The following is a 20838-nucleotide window of genomic DNA, read 5'->3' as shown; positions in this document are numbered from 1 at the left end:
CTCTATGTTTGATAGATAGCTTGTTGAGCGTAAAGTTCTTTTACCTTGATGAATCTTGTAGTATTCTTTAAAAATATCAGTTGATAAATTTTTTTCGTGTCGTTTATGCATGGGCTGATACAATAAGGATAGAGCTTGATTGTTTGTAAAGTTGGTATGTTATGGCTGTAAAAAATGGTAAACAAACGAAAAGTGAAAATTTTAAACCTGTCTCTCGTTTTCTCAAAAGTTTACGTGGTGTGCACAATTGGGAACAAGTTTCACAATGGCTTGCTTTCCGTAAGGTAGAGGATATTGAATGTATTACGCCTGATCAAGCAGGAGTACCACGGGGCAAGATGATGCTTTCTAAAAAATTCACATCGGAAACATCATTGGCATTGCCTTCAGCAGTTTTTATGGCAACAATTTCAGGGGATTATCCGGAAGATGGTCATGGTTTTGAATATCCTAAAGCAGATGGTGATTTACGCCTTGAGCCTGATCTTTCTACGTTAAGCATTGTTCCATGGGAAGATGCTCCTACGGCACAGGTGATTTGTGATCTTGTGTATCAAAATGGTCAGGTTGTGGATTATACACCACGCAATGTTTTACGAACGGTGGTTCATTTTTATACAAAAATGGGTTTAAGCCCTGTTGTTTCACCAGAAATTGAGTTTTATTTGGTACAAAAAAATCCCGATCCTGATTATCCGTTAGTTCCACCGGTTGGTCGTTCTGGGCGTTCAATTGGTGGTGGACAGGGGTATTCCATTGCTGGTGTTAATGAATTCGATGATTTGATTGATGATATTTATCAATTTTCAGAGGCACAGGGATTGGAAATTGATACCCTTATTCATGAAGAAGGAGCAGGTCAGTTTGAAATTAATTTACGTCATGGTGATCCTATTGAGTTAGCGGATCAAGTTTTTATGTTTAAACGAACAATTCGTGAAGCAGCTCTAAAACATAATATGTATGCAACTTTTATGGCAAAACCCATTCAAGGGCAGCCAGGTTCTGCTATGCATATTCACCAATCAGTTGTCGATAAGAAAACCGGTATGAATATTTTTACACAGGAAAATGGTGAAGAAAGTATCTGTTTTCGCCATTTTATTGGTGGATTGCAAAAACATATGCCAGGGGTACTTGTGATGCTTGCACCTTATGTGAATTCTTATCGACGTCTTGTCCCTGATAATTCGGCTCCTGTTAATTTGCGATGGGGATATGATAATCGTACGACAGCTTTTCGTGTTCCCCGTTCTGTTCCTCAAGCGCGGCGTGTTGAGAATAGACTTCCTTCATCAGATTCGAATCCTTATTTAGCCCTTGCAGCGTCTTTAGCGTGTGGTCTTATTGGTTTACAACAAAAAATTGAGCCGGATGAGCCAGCGACAAATAATGTAAACGCTGATAATATTGAGTTACCGCGTGGGCTCATTGAGGCAGTCAATTTGTTTGAACAAGATACAGCGATACGGGCTATTTTAGGGGATGTGTTTGTCAGTACTTATGCTGCAATCAAACGACAAGAGTTTGAAACTTTTATGGAAGTAATTAGTCCGTGGGAGCGTGAATATCTCCTGCTGAATGTTTGAATTTCATGAAGATGATTGATTATCATTCAATTTCTCCAGGAATTTCTTGGTATGAAGATACTTTAAAAGAACGTCCCTCTTATCCTTCTTTTTGTGAAAACAGACAGTGTGATGTGGTCATTATTGGAGGCGGATTTACGGGGCTTTCGGCTGCTTATCATTTAGTCAAATCTGGAGTAGATGTTGTTTTATTTGAAGCATCACGTTTTGGTGATGGTGCTTCAGGGCGCAATGGTGGACAGCTGGGAACAGGGCAACGGCAATGGGTAGAAATATTAGAAAAAAAGTATGGTTTTGAGCGAAGTAAGGTTCTGTTTGATTTAGCAGAAGAAGCTAAAAGAGATATTTTATCTTTAAGCGCGATGCCTAATTGTCAATGTGATTTGATAAGAGGGCAGCTTTCTGTGACACATAAAAGGCGTGAGCTTCTCTCTTATCAACGGCATATTGAGGTGATGCAGCGTTATGGCTATCACGCGCTTACTTTTATGAATAAGGCTGAAACATCTAGACGACTTGGATCGTCTTTTTATTGTGGTGGTATTTATGATGCGGATACCGGCCATATAAATCCCTTAAAATTGATTATTGGGTTGGCAAAAAAAGCTAAAGAAGCTGGAGCTAAGCTTTATGAGAAGTCACAAGTAACGACCGTAAGGCGCAAGGGAGCCTATTGGAAAGTGATAACAGAAAAAGGCAGTGTAACAGCAGAGCATGTTTTACTTGCAACAAATGGGTATAAACTTGGTCTGGAGCGTTTTGTTGAAAAGAATATTGTTTCTATTCGCTCTTATATTGGAGCAACGGACCCATTACCAAAGCATAGTTCAATTCTCGCAGGCGGTGAATCGGTTGATGATTCCCGTTTTATGGTTCGCTATTTTCGAAAAAGCATTGATAATCGTCTCTTATTTGGTGGCGTAGAAAGTTATGATAATAAACATCCTGTAAATTTAGATGAACGTATAAAACGGCAAATTGTTGAAATTTATCCTCAATTACACTCTATCAATTTAAGCCATCGTTGGGGAGCAACGGTTGCCATCACAGTTGAGCGCATGCCCTATGTTCGCCAACTTTTCTCAAGGATGACTTATTGTGGCGGTTACTCAGGGCACGGCGTTATGCTGGCTCCTTTCATGGGAAAATTATATGCAGAATGGTTGACTGGAAAATATGAACGTTTTGCCCATTTTCAGGACTTAAAGATTTCATCTTTTCCGGGGGGAAGAGTTTTGCGTTATCCGCTTATATTTTTAGCAATGCGGTGGTTTTCTTTAATGGATCGTTTTTAATAGAAACATTACTTGAAATGAAGAAAATTAATGGCTTATTTAGGTTCTGTTTGCTTTAATGATGAAAGCTTTTATAAGTGATATGGGATTTCATAATCGGATGGAAAAATAAACAAGTTCATGGCGCGTAAAATTATTCCAGTTTCTTCCTTTGATTGTATTGTTTTTGGTGGCAATGGTGATCTGGCGTTGCGCAAGCTTTTACCGGCTTTGTATCATTGTCAGTGTGCTGGGCAATTCAGTGAGCCAACACGTATTATTGGGGTTTCGCGCACTTCCTTAAGTCATGAAGAATATCAAAATTTTGTTCGCATTTCTTTAGAAAAACATATTCATCCAAAAGATCTGAATTCAACAGAACTCAATCATTTTCTTGCACGTTTAACTTACGTTTCTGTTGATGTTTCCTCAAATCGAGGGTGGGAGGATTTAGCCCTTCTTCTGTTACAAGATTCAGCAGATATTCGAGCTTTTTATTTGGCTGTTGGTTCGTCACTTTTTGCTGACATTGTGATGAAGTTGGGAAAAAATGATTTGGTGACACCACAAACACGGATTATCATTGAAAAACCAATTGGTTGCGATGTAAAAACAGCTGTTTCACTCAATGATGTATTTGCAAGCGCCTTTAATGAAGAGCAGATCTTTCGTATTGATCATTATCTTGGGAAGGAAACTGTTCAAAATTTAATGGCATTGCGGTTTGTTAATACACTTTATGAACCGCTATGGAACTCCAATTATATTGATCATGTTCAAATAACCGTTGCTGAATCTTTAGGATTAGAGGGACGTACAGAATATTATGAAAGCACTGGTGCTCTACGCGATATGGTTCAAAACCATATGCTACAATTACTTTGTTTGGTTGCGATGGAAATACCATTTACCAACAGTGCTAATGCTGTGCGCGATGAAAAACTTAAAATTTTACATTCTTTAACACCGCTTGATGTCCATAATGTAGGGCAGCATACTGTACGTGGGCAGTATCTTTCTGGTCTATCAAATGGTATATCTGTAGAGTCTTATTTCGATGATCTGGGAAGAGTGAGTAAGAGTGAAACATTTGTAGCGCTTAAGGTTAAAATTGATAACTGGCGTTGGGCTAATACGCCTTTTTATTTACGAACAGGTAAGCGCATGTTTACGCGAATGTCTGAAATTGTTGTGGTTTTTAAACCTATCCCTCATAATATTTTTAATGTGGATTTAGATGAAATTGTTTCTAATCGGCTTGTGATTCGTCTCCAACCTGATGAAGGTGTAAAACAATGGTTGATGATTAAGGATCCAAGTTATGGCGGTATGCGGTTTCGTCACATTCCATTAGACATGAGTTTTGCTTCCGCATTTTCTGAACGTAATCCTGATGCTTATGAACGTTTATTAATGGATGTTATTCGTGGAGATCAAACACTGTTTATGCGTCGTGATGAAGTTGAGGCTGCTTGGCGTTGGATTGATCCAATCATTGAGGGATGGGAAGCAATAAAACAGCCTGTTCACAGTTATAACGCTGGTTCATGGGGGCCATCTGCTTCGACGATTCTCATGGAACGTGATGGGCGTATATGGAACAATTTAGTTTAGAGCAATAAGTATGTATAGAATGAATATTGACCGTTTAGATTTTGAAACCCCTCAGACTTTAGCCTTGGCACTAGCAGATCGAGTAGCCGCAGAGCTTAGTGTATCTGTTCTTGAGCGCAAGAGAGCAGTTTTAGCGGTGTCTGGTGGTAAAACACCAGAATTGTTTTTTCATTATTTGTCAAAAGCGGATATTGATTGGCAAAATATTATTATCACTTTGGTTGATGAACGTTTTGTCCCTACACACGATGAACGTTCAAATGAACATATGGTACGGTGTCACTTGTTACAAAATTTTGCCGAAAAAGCGCGTTTTGTAGGACTTTATCATAAAGCAATTACTGCTGAACTTGCTGCTTTTTCAGCGGCGAGTCGTGTTAATACTTTGCCTAAACCCTTTGATGTTGTTGTTTTAGGAATGGGGGTTGATGGACATACGGCTTCTTTTTTTCCTGATGCTGATCGTTTAAAGCAAGCGCTTGATCTGCGAACACAAGCACTTGTTTTACCCCTTCATGCTAAGAGTGCTGTTGAGCCAAGACTCTCACTAACTTTGCCAGTTATTATGCAATCTCGTTGTATTATCCTCCATTTTGAAGGTTTTCAGAAACGCGACTGTTTTGAAGAAGCTTGTCAAGATGGATCTGAAATAGAAATGCCTATTCGGGCAATTTTGCGTAATTCCCCTCATCTTGTGCAAGTTTATTGGTCGCCTGCAGAAAATGAAATAGGTGAATCAGAATATGCGACACTGAATAAAAACGTAATCTCTCTCAATGAATGAGGGGAAGAAACAATGAAAGGGGGAGAGAAATATGGCACTTTCCAAGACAATTGCCGCAGTTACACGAAGGATTTATGAACGTTCTCGATCAACACGGGAAATTTACTTAGATCGTATTGCGAAAGCACAAGTTCATCGCCCCAAAAGGAGTTTTTTAGGATGTGCCAATCAAGCTCATGGCTTTGCTGCTTGTGGTGCAATAGATAAAGAGCGTTTGAAGGGAAATATCGTTGGGAATATTGGCATTATCACGGCATATAACGATATACTTTCAGCGCATCAACCTTTTGAAAAATTTCCTCACTTAATTAAAGAGTCGGCCCGTATGGTTGGTGGTGTTGCACAGGTTGCAGGTGGTGTTCCCGCGATGTGCGATGGTGTTACGCAGGGAAATGCGGGGATGGAGCTTTCCCTTTTTTCGCGTGAAGTAATTGCAATGGCGACAGCTATAAGCTTATCACACGATGTCTTTGATGCAGCATTGTATCTTGGGGTGTGTGATAAAATTGTACCAGGTTTATTGATTGGTGCGCTAACATTTGGTCATTTACCAGGAATTTTTATAGCAGCTGGTCCCATGACAAGTGGACAAGGTAATGATGAAAAAGCGAAGATACGTCAACTTTACGCGGAAAATAAAATAGACCGTCAAACACTTCTAGCATCAGAAGCACGTTCTTATCATGGACCAGGAACATGTACATTTTATGGAACCGCTAACTCTAATCAGGTGATACTGGAGATGATGGGGCTTCATATGCCGGGAGCTTCTTTTGTTAATGCGAATACACCGTTGCGTGATGCTTTAACAAAAGAAGCCACGAAACGTGTACTTGAAATGACAGATCTTGGTGATCATTATAGTCCACTTGGTCTGATCATTGATGAGCGTTCTTTTGTAAATGCCATTGTAGGATTAAATGCAACAGGAGGTTCTACTAATCATACGATTCATTTGATTGCTATGGCTGCTGTTTGCGGTATTAAATTGACATGGCATGATATTGCAGAAATTTCATGCCATGTGCCTCTTTTAGCACGCATTTATCCTAACGGTTTAGCGGATATCAATCATTTTTATGCTGCTGGAGGGATGGGATTTATTATTCGCGAGCTTATCGAGGCAGGTTTAGTACATGAAGATGTTTCTACGGTTTTTGGTAAAGATCTCAATGCTTATGCAATTGAAGCAAAGCTTTCTGCTGATGGTCATGTGGTGCGTGAAGTGGCTCTCAAGGAAAGTGGTGATCATAAGGTATTAGCAGGGTGGAGAAAGCCATTTCAGCCTGAGGGTGGTCTTCGTGTTTTATCGGGAGATTTGGGAACAGCTATTATAAAAGTTTCCTCTGTTAAACCAGAGTATTGGCAGATTAAAGCACCAGTCTTTGTTTTTAATGATCAAGAGGAACTACAAAAATCTTTTAAATCTGGAGTATTGCATGATAAAGACTTTATCGCTGTCATTCGCTATCAAGGACCAAAAGCCAATGGTATGCCAGAGCTTCATAAATTAACGACCATTTTAGGCGTTTTACAAGATCGCGGTCAAAAGGTAGCATTGATAACCGATGGGCGTATGTCTGGGGCGTCAGGAAAAATTCCTGCTGCCATCCATGTGACACCAGAAGCAGTGGATAATGGTCCCATTGCACGTTTACAGGATGGTGATATTGTTTTTCTTGATGCTCTTGAGGGTAAATTAACTCTTTTGGAGGATTTAGCAAAATTTAACGCGCGAAAAATCATACCTCCTGATCTTTCAAAAAACGAACATGGTGTTGGACGCGAACTTTTTCATGTTTTTCGTCAATCCGTTAATCGTGCAGACCAAGGGGCATCTGTTTTTATAGCATGAAAAATGCAAAAATAAACAAGCTGAATCATGTACAATAAAACTATATACAAGGAATTGTTACAATTCTTAGAATTTTGGTATAGGCAGATTGTGTGATCGCGCGGCGGCTTTGAGTGTATTAACCATAAGCATGGCAATTGTCATTGGTCCAACGCCTCCTGGAACAGGGGTGATCGCAGCAGCTTTTTCTTTTACATTTTCAAAATCGACATCACCAACAAGACGTGTTTTTCCTATACCTTTTTCTGGTGCAGCAACGCGGTTAATACCGACATCAATAACAATTGCACCATTTTTTATCCAGTCTTTTTTAATCATTTGTGGGCGGCCTACAGCTGCTACTAGAATATCAGCGCTTCGACACACATCATCAAGATCACGGGTACGACTATGGGCAACGGTCACAGTGGCATTGGCTGCTGTTAAAAGGGAAGCCATAGGTTTTCCAACAATATTAGAGCGTCCAACAACGACAGCATCAAGTCCAGATAAATCTTGCCCACAGTGTTGTTCAATCATCATCATGGCACCAGCTGGTGTGCAGGGAATAATCGCATCTTCAAGTGCATTTGCCGCGAGTTTTCCTACATTAATATAATGAAAACCATCAACATCTTTTTGGAAAGCAACGGCTTGTGTTATGCGATTTGTATTCATATGAGCAGGGAGAGGCAGCTGTACCAAAATACCATGAATTTTGGGATCAGAATTTAATGTTGCAATAAGTTGAAGGAGTTCTTTTTCTTGCGTTTCTTTGGAAACAACATGTTTGATTGAAAGAAACCCACATTCTTCGGCTTTTTTATTTTTTGAGGCGACATATACTTGACTTGCTGGATCATCTCCAACGATAATAACAGCGATACTAGGTTGTATATTATAGTGATGGCGGAGCTTTGCTGTTTCGGCCTTAACTTTCACAATAATCTCTTCAGCAAGTTTTTTTCCGTCGATAATATTATTCATTCAGAGATCCTTTCGGTAAGGCTGTTTGTTTTTTTTGTAAAGCATTTTCTAATAATACGATAGAGTTTTATAACAATATTCATATGAGAACAGTAAGAATGGTTTGATAATGTTGTGGATTTATAGTTTTGAAGACTTTTAAATAATTGCTTTATAAAGAAGCAGCAACATTGCTGTTTGAATAAATTTTGGATAAAGAACAAAAATAATGAAGATACAAAGTGGATATAGTGAATTATAGGGTTATAAAAACTTTTTATGATCATTTAAGTTTATTTTTAATCTGTTATATGGGGATAAGTATAGAGGGATATTGTGCGCATCAGAATAATAAAATTTTTGAGCGGAGTTTTTATTACAATTATCTTTTTATTTGGAGTGGGGATTCTCGTTTTACCTTATCTTATTTCTACAGATGCGATTCGTATTCGTTTAGCGCAGGATTTAAGTGCATGGACGGGTTACAATGTGCAATTGCGTGATCCACCGCGGTTACATCTTTTTCCTTATCCTAAAGCATTTCTTTCTGGCGTTACTTTAACATCAAAAATGGATGATGTTGCGCCATTAATGGAAGCTGAATCAATAGAAGTTGATCTTTCTGTCGTCGATCTTCTTTGGGGACATATTTCTTTTTCAGAGACGCGGATTATGCGTCCTCAATTTGTTATGGAAAAGCCTGTTAAAACAATAGCAGATTTTTTTGATCGGTTTTCTCGCTCACAAGGTGCATTAGGGTTGGCAATACGCAATACGCGTGAAATATTAAAACATAATCCTGAACACCCAGAGATAGAGCATCTTTTCAAACAACCTTTTGGGCGGATTGTCATTAAAAATGGTGTTCTTGTGTATCACGATAGTTTTTCAGGAGTGGCAGAAAAAATAACTGGATTAAATGCGACTTTAGATTGGCCGGTATCGACTGAGGAAGTACGGTTACGTGCAGATGCGCGTTGGCGCGGAGAATTTACAAAGTTATCAATTGATGCTTCTCAAGCATTGTTGCTTCTTGCAGGAGGCAAAAGTCATATTAGGGCAAGTCTCAATTCTGTACGTGGGGGAATAACTTTTACAGGGAAGGCTCGGTTATCTGAATATTATATTTTTGACGGAAAAGTATCGATGCGTTCTCCTGGATGGAATCAGACATTGTCTTGGGTTGGTGGAAATCAGTTTTGGGGACATAAATTAAAAATACCCATTGTATGGGAATCTCATTTTTTAGCGCAGCCAATGCATATCCAAATGAACAATGTTACATTTACGATGGGGAAAGCCAACGCGCGAGGAGCTTTAAAACTCGATTTTCAAGATTATGTACCAAATGTCATGGGCTCTTTAGCCTTTGATAACCTAGACTTTAACCTCTTGGGTTCGATGTTTTTTTCAGATAAAAAGAAAAATGCCTTCTTTGATATGACAATTTTTGATCGTATTGGCGTGGATATACGACTTTCTGCGCCACAAGCCAAAATAAGAAATATTTCACTCACAAATTTAGCTGCTGCAATACAAATAAGAAATGGGCATGGTATTTTTGATCTTGGACATGCGAATATTTTTGGTGGATCCGTGCAAAGTAATATTGAGTTTACGTCAGCTGGACAGAAAGTGCGTATTGGAGGAAATATTTCAGGTGCTTCTATTGATATGCGGGAGACTTTCGAAACCTTGGGATTTATTCCATTTATACAAAGCAAAACGAATTTTACTGCAACGGTACAAACACTTGCTGATTCTTGGCGAGAAATTTTTACGAAAATGCAGGGTGAATTAACACTGAAGATGTCTTCTGGTCGGCTCTTAGGGTATGATTTGAATGAATTACAAACAAGACTTTTAAATAAACAACAATTTCTTTTGATGAAGAATGATACTTTTTCAACAACATTTGATCACTGGGATATTCAGACAAGCTTTTCAGAAGGTATGATGAAAGTGACAGAGTCATTAATGCGTACAGCAGACTTAAGCTTATCTATTCAAGGAACCGCTGCAACTGCTATTGCGCAAGAGAAGCAGAATGAATTGATATTACAGGCACAACTACGCAAAAACTATAGATCAGAAACTTTATGTAAAGATGTCCAATGTCTTGCTAATAGCCTTGCATGGCCTTTTACATTTTCTCTAAGCTCTAAAGGACAGAATCATGGTAATTTTTGGGTCACAAAAGACATTGATGCAGATTGAGTATTGTTTTTCATCTATATAATATTCTATCCTATAATAGTAATTCGTATTTTTACAACTTAAAATTGTCTTTTAAATTTAAATCAGAGTTCTCATTATCGGAAGATTCTCTCATTTTAAATCCGTTTGTGATGAAGCAGTAAAAACCGTCCTCTCCGTTATAAGTGTGGTTGGTATAGATAAATGACTGAAGAGAGGAATAAAAATCCCTCTTATGGAATCTTTCAAATACAAGAGATTCATAATATTGATGCAAATCTTATAAAAGTTGCTAAAAAACATTAAAATTTTAATGGAGATGTCGGTTAGTGCTTATTGAATCCCAGAAGAAATACCATAGCCATCTTTGGTAATTGTATGCTTCCCGTCTGCTCCAACAGAACCAATTCCCACTGTAATCAAAATAAAGGCTAAGAGGGTTGTAATCGTAATAATTGTAGCTTTTTTAGCAGACATATTTTTCCTCCACGGATGCATCAATGACTGAATGCAAAGATGAATGGTGCATTATTTAAACTTTTATGAAAGTAGAATCACTTAAGGATCTATAAGTTCCTATTATTATCTCATAAAGCTAAAAAAACTCTATAATTCTTTAATATATTATAGTTCTATAGATATAATTTTTTCTTTTTGCTATATATTTTTCATTTTCTCGATGACGATAGCGAGCATTGGCAAAATTTTTATGCGTATAAATTATAAACTTAAAAGATTATTTATCCGACAGACATTGGCTTTGAATGAAGAAATAAAGATAGAGGGGGCACACGCTTCTTATCTTGTGCATGTTTTGCGTATGAAAGAAGGAGCAGAAATTTTACTTTTTAATGGACAGGATGGTGAGTGGCTTGCTAAACTTATTGTTGTTAAAAAAAAATTTGTTGTGGTTCAGCTTATCCATCAAGAAAGATTACAAACGAAGCATTCCAATCTTATTTATTGCTTTGCTCCACTCAAAAACGCGCGGTTGGATTATATGGTGCAGAAAGCTGTTGAAATGGGGGTATCGATTTTGCAGCCTGTTATAACGCATCATACGCAGGTTACGCGTATCAATATGGCGCGTATGGAAGCCAATGTTATTGAAGCTTCTGAGCAGTGTGGCATTTTATCCCTGCCTGAATGCGTGTCTGCTCTATCATTAGCAGAGCTTTTGGCATGTTGGGATGAGACGCAGCCTTTATTCTTTTGTGATGAAGCGCACGAATTGCATAATCCATTACCTTCTTTTAAAAAGCGTGACGTTACAACACCTGGTATTCTTATTGGACCGGAAGGTGGCTTTAGTGAAGAAGAGCGGAGCTTTTTAAAAAAACATCCTTTTGTGGTTCCAATATCATTAGGTCCGCGTATTTTACGCGCTGACACTGCCGCTGTTGCTGCTTTGGCTCTGCTTAATGCTACTGTGGGGGATTGGGTAATGGATTGAGAAATCTGTAAAATCATTCTAAACAATTCATTTAAGATGATGATACCAATGATAGGATACGATAAGTTATGGCGCTTGATATAACTGATGAAAGTGAAATTTATAACTTAGATTCCTTGGTTAGCTATTTCCAAGAGGGGTATAAAGTAGAAGATGATTGGCGTATTGGTACAGAACATGAAAAATTTCCGTTTTATAGAGATGGTTTTCACCCTGTTCCTTATGAAGGAGAGAGGGGAATTCGAGCGCTTTTAGAGAGGATGCAAAGCGCCTTAGGATGGAAACCTATTTTAGATGAAGAGAATATTATTGGGCTCGTAGGATCAGTTGATCAGGGAGCCATTTCTTTGGAACCTGGGGGACAATTTGAACTATCTGGTGCACCATTAAAATCAGTAGGCCATACATATTACGAGTTGATGGAGCATTTAACTCTTCTCAAAAAAATTGCAGAACCATTGGGTATTGGTTTCTTAGGTATTGGAGCTAGTCCAAAGTGGACTTTAGCTGAAACGCCGCGAATGCCTAAATCACGTTATCAGATTATGACTGATTATATGCCTAAAGTGGGGCATAATGGTCTTAATATGATGTATCGCACATCAACAGTTCAGGTTAATCTTGATTTTTCATCTGAAAGTGATATGCGGCGAAAAATGCAAGTATCCATGAAATTACAGTCCATTGCAACAGCATTATTTGCAAGTTCACCTTTTACAGAAGGGCGCCCAAATGGCTTTTTGTCGTGGCGTTCTGAAATTTGGCGTAATACGGATAATCAGAGGACAGGCGTTCTTCCCTTTATATTTTCTGAGCGTTTTGGTTTTGCTGATTATGTTGAATGGGCCCTTGATGTTCCAATGTATTTTGTTGTTCGTGATGGTCGTTATTATAATTGTACACATATAACGTTTCGTCAGTTTATGAATGGGGCATTAAAAGGACAAGTTGCAAATTCAATTCCAAACATGGGAGATTGGATTAATCACTTATCAACGTTATTTCCTGAAGTCCGCTTAAAAAGATTTTTAGAAATGAGAGGAGCTGATTGCGGTTCTTGGAAGCGCATTTGTGCGTTGTCGGCTTTTTGGGTTGGGCTTCTTTATGATAGGGAAGCACTTAATGAGGCAGAGGCTTTGACAAAAGATTGGTGTTTTGAAGAAGTTTTAGAGTTGCGCCAACGCGTTCCTAAAGAAGGGTTAAGAACTCCTTTTCGTCAAACTATTCTTTTAGAGTTAGCGCGACAAGCTCTTGCTATTGCACGCAAAGGCTTAAAAAATCGCAAACAGTATGATACGAATGGTTTTGATGAAACAAATTTTCTTAATCCTTTAGAAGAAGTTGTTGCAATCGAACAAACAGATGCTGAAAAATTTTTGTCTCATTACTATTCTATTTGGAATGAGTCTGTAGAACCTTTATTTTTAGAATGTGCCTATTAAATTTGAAGAAAAGATACTTCCTGCTTTTTAAAAATGCATATCACCGTGGTGGCTCATTTACTCATTTGCTCTAGGGAGCATATCTTACCTTGCTTTTAACATTTCTCATAAAAGATACAATACAAAAATCACAATATCAATACGATCAGTAAGCTAAAAAGACAGTAGAAAAAATACCCACAGATCTATGTATGTATAAATCAAATTTATTTTTATATAAAAAAGAAATATTTTATGTAAATAGATAGAAATAGAGATTACAATGTATAGAATTAATGTGTTAATTACATCATTAAATATTAATAAATAAAAAAGATTTTATTGAGAGCAAAGAAAGAATGTATAAAAGGTATTTTCAATAAAATAATTATATTTGAAGTGCTGATCAAAGCTGTTGAGAGTGTAGTCCATAAAATTAGCAAAATTAGCTTGTTGGTGTATTTTCTAGAAAAATCACGAATGTTCGGTTGTTAATTCATCCTTGCTTGGAAAGCTCGCTTCAGTTCAAATAGCAAAAGAGAGTGGTACGGACATTTATAGGGTAAGATATGCTGGAATTACTCAGTATTAAGATGCTATGAATATTGTTTATATTTCTCTTTTTCAACTATTTTATGAGAGTGAAAATTTAAAGAATAGGACGATAATTTTATTTATTTTCTTTAAACAATTATTAGTAGATAAAAAATTCTCTTTTAAGCTATAAATTAAAAAAATAATGATTTTGTAAAAGCCTTGTAAGCTTTATGTTAATTTTAAATATCATGCATTGATTTTGAATTATGCAGATTATTGACATCAATCATAAAAATAGTAAGTGAGCATAGACAATGACATTTAATTTTTTCGTCAATTTATTTCTATTTGTTATTTTTTTATTGTTGGTTTCTCAAAGTAAGAAAATGCAATGGAGTCTTTCACTACGTGTTATGCTATGGCTTATCCTTGGCTTGATTTTTGGAAGTGTTTTGCAGTTTGTTTATGGAGAGGGTGAAAGCACTTTATTGAAATCCGTTGAATGGTTTAACATTGTTGGTGAGGGCTATATTTTACTGTTGCAAATGATTGTTATGCCACTGGTTTTTATCTCTATTGTTTCAGCAGTTGCTCATTTACATTCTGTTTATGCTGTTGGAAAGATGAGTATAATAACAATTTCAATATTGCTTTTTACAACGGCTCTTTCAGCATTGGTTGGTGTGCTTGTGGTTAATTTTTTTGGATTAACAACTGATGGTTTGGTGCACGAAGGGCAAAATGTTTCTGCTCTTCTTGAAGGTCATATTTCTAAACTTGGAGATATGAATATACCAAAGATGATTTTGTCTATGATTCCTAAAAATCCATTTGCTGAGTTGAGTGGAGCTAAACGGACATCAATTATCAGTGTTGTTATTTTTGCGTCATTTTTAGGTGCATCGGTTCTCCTTTTAAAGAAAGATGAGCCAGAAAAAGGAGAAAAAGCGCTTTTATTTATTCAAGTGGCACAAGCTTGGATTATGCGGTTAGTCCGTATTGTGATTGCTTTGACACCTTATGGTATTTTTGCACTTATGACGAAAGTAGGAGCAATATCGCGTATTGCAGATATTTTAAATTTACTGGTTTTTATCATTGCTTCTTATGTCGGTATTATTTTAATTTTTGGAATTCATGGTGTATTGCTTGGTATTTCTGGGGTTAATCCCTTTCGTTTTTTCAAAAAGGTTTTACCGGTTTTAACATTTGCTTTTAGCAGTCGTTCAAGTGCTGCAAGTATTCCTTTGAATATTGAAGCGCAAACACAGTGGATAGGTGTACCACAATCCATTGCGAGTTTTGCAGCTTCTTTTGGGGCAACAATTGGACAAAATGGTTGTGCTGGTCTTTATCCAGCGATGCTTGCGACCATGATTGCACCATCTATGGGTATTAATCCTCTTGATCCTACTTGGATTGCTACGCTTGTTGGTGTTGTAACGTTGAGTTCTATAGGTGTTGCTGGTGTGGGGGGAGGTGCTATTTTCGCTGCATTGATTGTGTTACCAATTATGGGGCTTCCTGTTACTTTGGTTGCTGTACTTATCTCTATTGAACCGCTAATTGATATGGGACGTACTGCTTTAAACGTGAGTGATTCAATGATAGCTGGAACGGTCACCAGTCAAATATTACGAACAACAGATAAAAGTATTTTTAAAAAATAATTTTAGGTTATATTTTTTGGGGTCTTTAAAACATCTGTAAGAGATATTTGTGCTGAACCAGGTTGTAAGGGTTTTTGTTGATTGGGATGAGGAGCCCAACCAGAGAGCCAGATGAAAGAAAAATGTGCACGAATACGTCCATCAGGATCACTAAATCGTTGTGCATAGATTTCAGCTGCGCGGAGAAAAAAACGTTTGGATACAGGGCGTCGTGAACGATTGATGAGTGCATTTTGCATTCCCATAGCTCTAAGATCGTGCATAAGGTCAAACATTGTATTATAACGTATTGTGATATCTTCAACGTCTGCTACAGGCAGAGCAAAGCCAACACGCTGTAAAAGAGCGCCTGCATCACGAATGTCGGCAAAAGGATAGATTCTAGGGCTTGCTCCACCATAAATTTCACTTTCAGCTTGTAGCAGGCTTTCGCGCAATTCTCTTAATGTACCAGCTCCTGCCATAACAGCAAGAAATAAGCCATCTGGTTTAAGGGTGTTTTTTATCTGGCTTAGAACACCAGGGGTATCATTGGTCAATTGTAATGAAAGAAGCGAAACAATAAGGTCACAGTAACTTTGAGGTAAATCAAGAAACTCTCGATGACGTAAGTGGAATTTTTTATCATGGCTTTGATAAAGCGTATTGGTTTCAATGCGTTCTATGGAACAAACTTTTCCAGATTTCATTAAAGCTTGTGCAGCAAGGTCTGTATGGCTGTGTAAATCGAGAGCTAATGTAAAGAGGCGATCAACAGTGCTAAGGCGTTTATAGAGATCTTCTGCCATGTGAGAGAGTAAAAAGTCACATCCTTTTTTTTCTTTTTGAAAGGCACGTTTTCGGAATTGTTCAATGTGGTTATGATCAAAAATTAAAGGATGCGACATATTATGGAACACTTTCGATCTATGAAAGAATATATTTTGGAAAGGTTCATTATTTGTACAAGTTCTGTCAAGTTTATAATATGAAAGAAAATAAATTTATAGAAGGTAAGGGTTTTTAAAGGAATTAAAATTATAAATTAAGGAAATACAAAGGAACTTTTGTTCTGAGGGAAACTTGTAAAAGCCTAAATTTATAATGTTATATTTTCGAGAAGCTGCGTTAAATAGTGGGGATATACTAAGTAAGTTCGTTGAACGCTTGAAAACGATGCTTTATCCACCAATTTGTCCTGGATGTAAGCAAAATGTTTCTACTTATGGTACGATTTGCTCCGAATGTTGGAAAGACCTTCAATTTATCACAAAACCTTATTGTCCTGTTATGGGGACTCCTTTTGTTTGTGATATGGGGGATGGTTTTCTTAGTGGTGAAGCACTTCGTAATTCCCATCCTTTTTCACGTGTTCGCTCAGTCATTGTTCATAAAGGGCTTGCACGAACTTTAGTAACGCGCTTAAAATATGGTGATCATATAGAATTGGCATCATTTATGGCCAATTGGATGATGTTTTCTGGACGCGAGCTTATTGATGATTGTGATGTTATTATTCCCATTCCATTGCATTTTCGTCGTTTTTGGGAGAGGCGTTATAATCAATCTGCTGAGCTTGCACGTTATATTGCAGCATCACAAAAAAAGCTTTTAAAACCAAGTTGGCTTGTTCGTTGTCGGCATACCCGTCCACAGGTTAGTCTTTCTTCAAGAGAGAGAAAACTTAACGTAAAAAATGCTTTTAAGGTTTCGCATAAGGTTAAAAAATATCTCAAAGGATGTTCTGTTTTGCTGATTGATGATGTATTTACAACGGGTGCAACAGTTACAGCAGCAGCTGCTGCATTAAAAGATGCAGGTGCACGGCAGGTTGATGTGCTAACATTTTCGCGTGTTCTCAAAGAGGATTCTATTTTTCCCTCTTCTTAAGAGGAATTTAAAGTGAACATTATTAAAAATATTAGAGGATAATACTATGAAAGAGATAATAATTTATACACGCCCTAACTGTCCTTATTGCACAAAAGCACGTGATTTGCTTGATAAAAAAGGCGTAAAGTATACAGATATTGATGCTTCCACATCCCTTCGCCAAGAAATGGTACAGCGCGCAAATGGACGTAATACATTTCCGCAAATTTTCATAGGTGATTATCACGTTGGCGGTTGTGATGATCTTTATGCTTTAGAGGCTGAGGGAAAGCTCAATTCTTTATTACAAGGCATATAATATATTACAAGGCATATAATATTTGTAAATTACATATCCTTAAGACCGTTTTGCGAGAAGGAGATAGTTAACACCCATGTCTTTTGAGCGATTCCAGCTGTCGTTTAATGGGTTATAAGTAATACCTATCTCATCAATGACAGTCAGAGCGTTTTTTGATAAGAAATTTTTAAGTTCTAGAGGTTTTAGGAATTTTTTATAATCATGGGTTCCTTTAGGAAGCCAACGTAGAATATATTCAGCGCCTACAATAGCAAGCCCCCATGCTTTCCACGTGCGGTTGAGTGTTGAGACAAACATCAATCCTTGTGGTTTCAGCATTTTTGCTGTAGCTGCTATGAAGAGATTAACGTCAGCGACATGTTCAACAACTTCCATATTAAGGATGATATCAAATTTTTCTCCTTCATTGGCAAGTACTTCTGCTGTCGTCGTGCGGTAGTCAATGGAAAGGTCATTTTGAGCTGCATGGGTTTTTGCGACTTCAATATTTGTTTGTGCAGCATCAACGCCTACGACTATAGCGCCAAGACGTGCCATTGGTTCAGATAACAAGCCTCCTCCACAGCCAATATCAAGAATTTTCAAATTGTCAAAGGGCGTAAGCGAAGAAGGATCACGATTAAACTCTAAACAGACTTTTTCTCTGATGTAAGCAAGGCGCGTTGGGTTAAATTGGTGAAGAGGTCGAAATTTTCCTTGTGGATTCCACCATTCTGTAGCAATACGTGAAAAATGATCAATTTCACTTTGATCAATAGTTGTTTGTGTTTCATCGATCATGTTGCCGTCCTTCTATTTTAAATGATCAGGTCAAGTAGATTTTATACAAAGTCAAGAGAAATTAATATAATCATAATGAAACTTGCACAAATGATAGATATTCGCTATGTCGAGAAAATGGTTAGTTGATACAGCATCTAATTCTCATTACCGTTTGAGATAAGAGATGTAAAGGTAAGAGTGTTATTAATGGCGCGCATTGTCATGAAATTTGGTGGGACATCTGTAGCAAACATTGAATGTATTCATAATGTTGCACGGCATGTCAAAAGAGAGGTTGATGCAGGTAATGAGGTTGCCGTTGTCGTATCTGCGATGGCTGGTAAAACAAATGAACTTGTTCAGTGGACAAGTGATGCTTCCTCCATGCATAGAGATACTCGTGAATATGATGTTGTGGTTGCTTCTGGTGAACAGGTTACTTCAGGTTTGTTGGCTTTGACACTTCAAAAAATGGGGGTGAATGCACGTTCATGGCTTGGTTGGCAAATTCCTATTCATACAGATAATGCGCATGGCCGTGCACGTATTATTAATATTGATGGATCTTTTTTAATCGAGTGTTTTCAGGAAGGTCAGGTTGCCGTTATTGCTGGTTTTCAGGGGATAGCTCCGGATAACCGGATTTCTACCTTAGGGCGTGGGGGATCAGATACAAGTGCTGTTGCTATAGCCGCTGCTGTACAAGCTGATCGCTGTGATATTTATACGGATGTGGATGGTGTTTATACAACGGATCCACGTATAGAGCCGAAAGCGCGTCGTTTACCAAAAGTAGCTTTTGAAGAAATGCTAGAAATGGCTTCTCTTGGTGCAAAGGTTTTACAGGTTCGTTCTGTTGAATTGGCAATGGTTCATAAGGTTCGTACCTTTGTGCGTTCAAGTTTTGAGGATCCTGATGCATTAGGCATGGAGGATCCAATGAATTCTTCTGGAACACTTATTTGCGATGAGGATGAAATCGTGGAACAACAAAATGTTACTGGTATTGCTTTCGCTAAGGATGAAGCGCAAATTTCCCTTCGTCGGCTTGCCGATCGTCCAGGGATTTCGGCAGCAATTTTTGGTCCCTTGGCTGAAGAACGCATTAATGTTGATATGATTGTGCAAAATATTTCTGAAGATGGCTCAAAAACTGATATGACGTTTACTGTACCATCATCAGATGTGGAAAAAGCCGTTACACTTCTTGAGAAGAATCGCAAAGAAATTGGATTTGATGTTCTCCAATTTGAAGGCGATCTTGCCAAGGTATCTGTGATTGGTATTGGAATGCGTAGCCACGCAGGTGTTGCTGCTACAGCATTTAAGGCTTTGGCTGAAAAGGGTATTAACATTCAAGCAATTACGACCTCAGAAATTAAAATTTCTATTTTGATTGATAGTGCTTACACTGAACTTGCAGTTAGAACATTACATGCTGTTTATGCCCTTGATAAGGAATAAATATTTTTCAGTGTCAACAAAGTTTCAATAACATAAAGCTTTAATATATATTAATAATTTTTGTTAAGGACATTTATATTTTTGACTTAAATAGAATATTTAATACAGCAAAACTCTCTCATTTTTAACGTATTCATGATGAATTTAAAAACGGTCGCTTATACATTACAAGAAGAAAGATGTTTGGGTAAAAAACTGTTTAAGAAGGGATATAAAATATGCTGTCTACAAACGTTTTAGAGCCCTTAGAGAGGGATGGAGAAGTCTTTACGATATAAGGCCTTAATAGAATAAGGAGCAACGCACTGCGTTTATTCAAAAGATGCATGTGTTACATGGGGGGCAGCCTCGTGAATACAGATTTAATATTATAAATCTTAGAGAAATTGGAGCTCATTGAATTAGTGATGGAATTACCAAAAATAGAATTGATGATGTATTTTCTAGAGATGTTTAGCTTGTCTCAAATGGTCGTTTATGGCTTTATGTATATCTTGTAAATTTATTTTTTTCTGGATTATGAGGCAATAAAAATACATCTCTATAGACAATATTGATGTTGCGCTATAAGTTATAGAATTACTATATCTTATGCGTTTACGGCTTATAGCTCTTCAGAAGAACTTTTCATAAAATCATGTAATTATAGATCAAAATTAATGATAATGTTATAGCGTGTTGCTTATGATTTCATCACTTAAATTTTTTCTCATGTCGATTTATCTTTTTTTGAATTATGATTAAGATTTTCAGAGTTTTCGATGCCTCCATATGTTCTTTAAGTTAACTTTCTTTCCTTAACTACTCTATTACAAGTATTTTCTGTGTCATACTGCCAATGACGCATGAGATACTTCTTTCGTTTGTGTAGTATGTCGTGCTAGTTTCTTATCATGTTTACATATTTTTCAAATGGTGGCCTTTGTAAGTAAATTCTTCTTGTAAGAAATATAGCCATTTTTATTATTCTAATTTCATTAAATATTTTTTCCCACAATTTGTTTTTATTCAGTATATGAATGCGAAAGTATTCTCTTATAGAATAATGCATTCGAATGGGAATGTTCCATGTGAATATAATATATGTTATCAAAGTGCGAT

Annotated in this window: 16 protein-coding genes; 12 read left to right on the top strand and 4 right to left on the bottom strand. The window is 37.3% G+C overall.

Annotated features, from left to right (window positions below; genetic code table 11):
- Nucleotides 1-161: 161 nt before the first annotated feature.
- From ACFIK6_RS04580 to edd, 5 genes are all read left to right on the top strand, one after another.
- The gene (locus ACFIK6_RS04580) at nt 162-1589 is read left to right on the top strand and encodes a glutamine synthetase family protein (RefSeq protein ID WP_375641920.1); all 1428 of its coding nucleotides are present in this window, start codon (nt 162-164) and stop codon (nt 1587-1589) included.
- A gap of 11 nt (nt 1590-1600) precedes the next feature.
- On the top strand, nt 1601-2884 hold the full coding sequence (locus tag ACFIK6_RS04575) for an NAD(P)/FAD-dependent oxidoreductase (protein ID WP_375641982.1): 1284 nt from the start codon (nt 1601-1603) through the stop codon (nt 2882-2884).
- Between the two features lie 120 nt (nt 2885-3004).
- Nucleotides 3005-4477: a glucose-6-phosphate dehydrogenase gene (gene zwf / locus ACFIK6_RS04570; RefSeq protein WP_375641921.1), complete on the top strand. Its 1473-nt coding sequence runs from the start codon at nt 3005-3007 to the stop codon at nt 4475-4477.
- 10 nt (nt 4478-4487) lie between these two features.
- Nucleotides 4488-5261 carry a 6-phosphogluconolactonase gene (gene pgl / locus ACFIK6_RS04565; RefSeq protein ID WP_375641922.1) on the top strand — a complete coding sequence of 258 codons (774 nt, stop codon included), beginning with the start codon at nt 4488-4490 and terminating at the stop codon, nt 5259-5261.
- 31 nt (nt 5262-5292) lie between these two features.
- Nucleotides 5293-7116, top strand: coding sequence for a phosphogluconate dehydratase (gene edd, locus ACFIK6_RS04560; RefSeq protein ID WP_375641923.1), 1824 nt, complete (start codon nt 5293-5295; stop codon nt 7114-7116).
- A gap of 66 nt (nt 7117-7182) precedes the next feature.
- Here the strand turns inward: edd and folD are convergent, their stop codons facing one another.
- Nucleotides 7183-8082, bottom strand: coding sequence for a bifunctional methylenetetrahydrofolate dehydrogenase/methenyltetrahydrofolate cyclohydrolase FolD (folD, locus tag ACFIK6_RS04555; protein WP_375641924.1), 900 nt, complete (start codon nt 8080-8082; stop codon nt 7183-7185).
- A gap of 315 nt (nt 8083-8397) precedes the next feature.
- Here folD and ACFIK6_RS04550 point away from each other — a divergent pair, with 315 nt between their 5' ends.
- Nucleotides 8398-10278, top strand: coding sequence for an AsmA family protein (locus ACFIK6_RS04550; RefSeq protein WP_375656537.1), 1881 nt, complete (start codon nt 8398-8400; stop codon nt 10276-10278).
- Between the two features lie 312 nt (nt 10279-10590).
- Here ACFIK6_RS04550 and ACFIK6_RS04545 read toward each other — a convergent pair whose 3' ends face one another.
- Nucleotides 10591-10734, bottom strand: a complete 144-nt coding sequence (locus tag ACFIK6_RS04545) for a hypothetical protein (RefSeq protein ID WP_012754785.1) — start codon at nt 10732-10734, stop codon at nt 10591-10593.
- Nucleotides 10735-10966: 232 nt separating this feature from the next.
- Between ACFIK6_RS04545 and ACFIK6_RS04540 the strand changes: the two genes are divergently transcribed.
- From ACFIK6_RS04540 to ACFIK6_RS04530, 3 genes are all read left to right on the top strand, one after another.
- The gene (locus ACFIK6_RS04540; RefSeq protein ID WP_375641926.1) at nt 10967-11710 is read left to right on the top strand and encodes a 16S rRNA (uracil(1498)-N(3))-methyltransferase; all 744 of its coding nucleotides are present in this window, start codon (nt 10967-10969) and stop codon (nt 11708-11710) included.
- Between the two features lie 68 nt (nt 11711-11778).
- Nucleotides 11779-13152, top strand: a complete 1374-nt coding sequence (locus ACFIK6_RS04535; protein WP_375641927.1) for a glutamate--cysteine ligase — start codon at nt 11779-11781, stop codon at nt 13150-13152.
- A gap of 830 nt (nt 13153-13982) precedes the next feature.
- On the top strand, nt 13983-15338 hold the full coding sequence (locus ACFIK6_RS04530; RefSeq protein WP_375641928.1) for an L-cystine transporter: 1356 nt from the start codon (nt 13983-13985) through the stop codon (nt 15336-15338).
- Nucleotides 15339-15340: 2 nt separating this feature from the next.
- Here ACFIK6_RS04530 and ACFIK6_RS04525 read toward each other — a convergent pair whose 3' ends face one another.
- Nucleotides 15341-16225, bottom strand: a complete 885-nt coding sequence (locus ACFIK6_RS04525; RefSeq protein ID WP_375641929.1) for a methyltransferase — start codon at nt 16223-16225, stop codon at nt 15341-15343.
- 196 nt (nt 16226-16421) lie between these two features.
- On the opposite strand from ACFIK6_RS04525, the gene ACFIK6_RS04520 reads away from it, so the two are divergent.
- Together ACFIK6_RS04520 and grxC are read left to right on the top strand one after the other, a co-directional pair.
- Entirely contained in the window at nt 16422-17207 is a 786-nt protein-coding gene (locus ACFIK6_RS04520; protein ID WP_375641930.1) for a ComF family protein, read from the top strand.
- A gap of 46 nt (nt 17208-17253) precedes the next feature.
- Nucleotides 17254-17508, top strand: coding sequence for a glutaredoxin 3 (gene grxC / locus ACFIK6_RS04515; protein ID WP_254473023.1), 255 nt, complete (start codon nt 17254-17256; stop codon nt 17506-17508).
- Between the two features lie 39 nt (nt 17509-17547).
- Here the strand turns inward: grxC and ubiG are convergent, their stop codons facing one another.
- On the bottom strand, nt 17548-18291 hold the full coding sequence (gene ubiG, locus ACFIK6_RS04510) for a bifunctional 2-polyprenyl-6-hydroxyphenol methylase/3-demethylubiquinol 3-O-methyltransferase UbiG (protein WP_375641931.1): 744 nt from the start codon (nt 18289-18291) through the stop codon (nt 17548-17550).
- 189 nt (nt 18292-18480) lie between these two features.
- Here ubiG and ACFIK6_RS04505 point away from each other — a divergent pair, with 189 nt between their 5' ends.
- Nucleotides 18481-19737, top strand: coding sequence for an aspartate kinase (locus ACFIK6_RS04505; protein WP_375641932.1), 1257 nt, complete (start codon nt 18481-18483; stop codon nt 19735-19737).
- Nucleotides 19738-20838: the final 1101 nt, after the last annotated feature.

The sequence above is a fragment of the Bartonella sp. AS69XJJH genome, assembly GCF_042195585.1.
Taxonomy (GTDB): Bacteria; Pseudomonadota; Alphaproteobacteria; order Rhizobiales; family Rhizobiaceae; genus Bartonella.
Note: the sequence above shows the minus strand (reverse complement) of the source record. Positions and strands in the feature narration are given on the sequence as shown.

Coding starts and splice junctions, on each gene's coding strand:
- ACFIK6_RS04580 (WP_375641920.1), top strand. CDS start 162: ATGGCTGTAAAAAATGGTAAACAAACGAAAAGTGAAAATTTTAAACCT.
- ACFIK6_RS04575 (WP_375641982.1), top strand. CDS start 1,601: ATGATTGATTATCATTCAATTTCTCCAGGAATTTCTTGGTATGAAGAT.
- zwf (WP_375641921.1), top strand. CDS start 3,005: ATGGCGCGTAAAATTATTCCAGTTTCTTCCTTTGATTGTATTGTTTTT.
- pgl (WP_375641922.1), top strand. CDS start 4,488: ATGTATAGAATGAATATTGACCGTTTAGATTTTGAAACCCCTCAGACT.
- edd (WP_375641923.1), top strand. CDS start 5,293: ATGGCACTTTCCAAGACAATTGCCGCAGTTACACGAAGGATTTATGAA.
- folD (WP_375641924.1), bottom strand. CDS start 8,082: ATGAATAATATTATCGACGGAAAAAAACTTGCTGAAGAGATTATTGTG.
- ACFIK6_RS04545 (WP_012754785.1), bottom strand. CDS start 10,734: ATGTCTGCTAAAAAAGCTACAATTATTACGATTACAACCCTCTTAGCC.
- ACFIK6_RS04540 (WP_375641926.1), top strand. CDS start 10,967: ATGCGTATAAATTATAAACTTAAAAGATTATTTATCCGACAGACATTG.
- ACFIK6_RS04535 (WP_375641927.1), top strand. CDS start 11,779: ATGGCGCTTGATATAACTGATGAAAGTGAAATTTATAACTTAGATTCC.
- ACFIK6_RS04530 (WP_375641928.1), top strand. CDS start 13,983: ATGACATTTAATTTTTTCGTCAATTTATTTCTATTTGTTATTTTTTTA.
- ACFIK6_RS04525 (WP_375641929.1), bottom strand. CDS start 16,225: ATGTCGCATCCTTTAATTTTTGATCATAACCACATTGAACAATTCCGA.
- ACFIK6_RS04520 (WP_375641930.1), top strand. CDS start 16,422: ATGTTATATTTTCGAGAAGCTGCGTTAAATAGTGGGGATATACTAAGT.
- grxC (WP_254473023.1), top strand. CDS start 17,254: ATGAAAGAGATAATAATTTATACACGCCCTAACTGTCCTTATTGCACA.
- ubiG (WP_375641931.1), bottom strand. CDS start 18,291: ATGATCGATGAAACACAAACAACTATTGATCAAAGTGAAATTGATCAT.
- ACFIK6_RS04505 (WP_375641932.1), top strand. CDS start 18,481: ATGGCGCGCATTGTCATGAAATTTGGTGGGACATCTGTAGCAAACATT.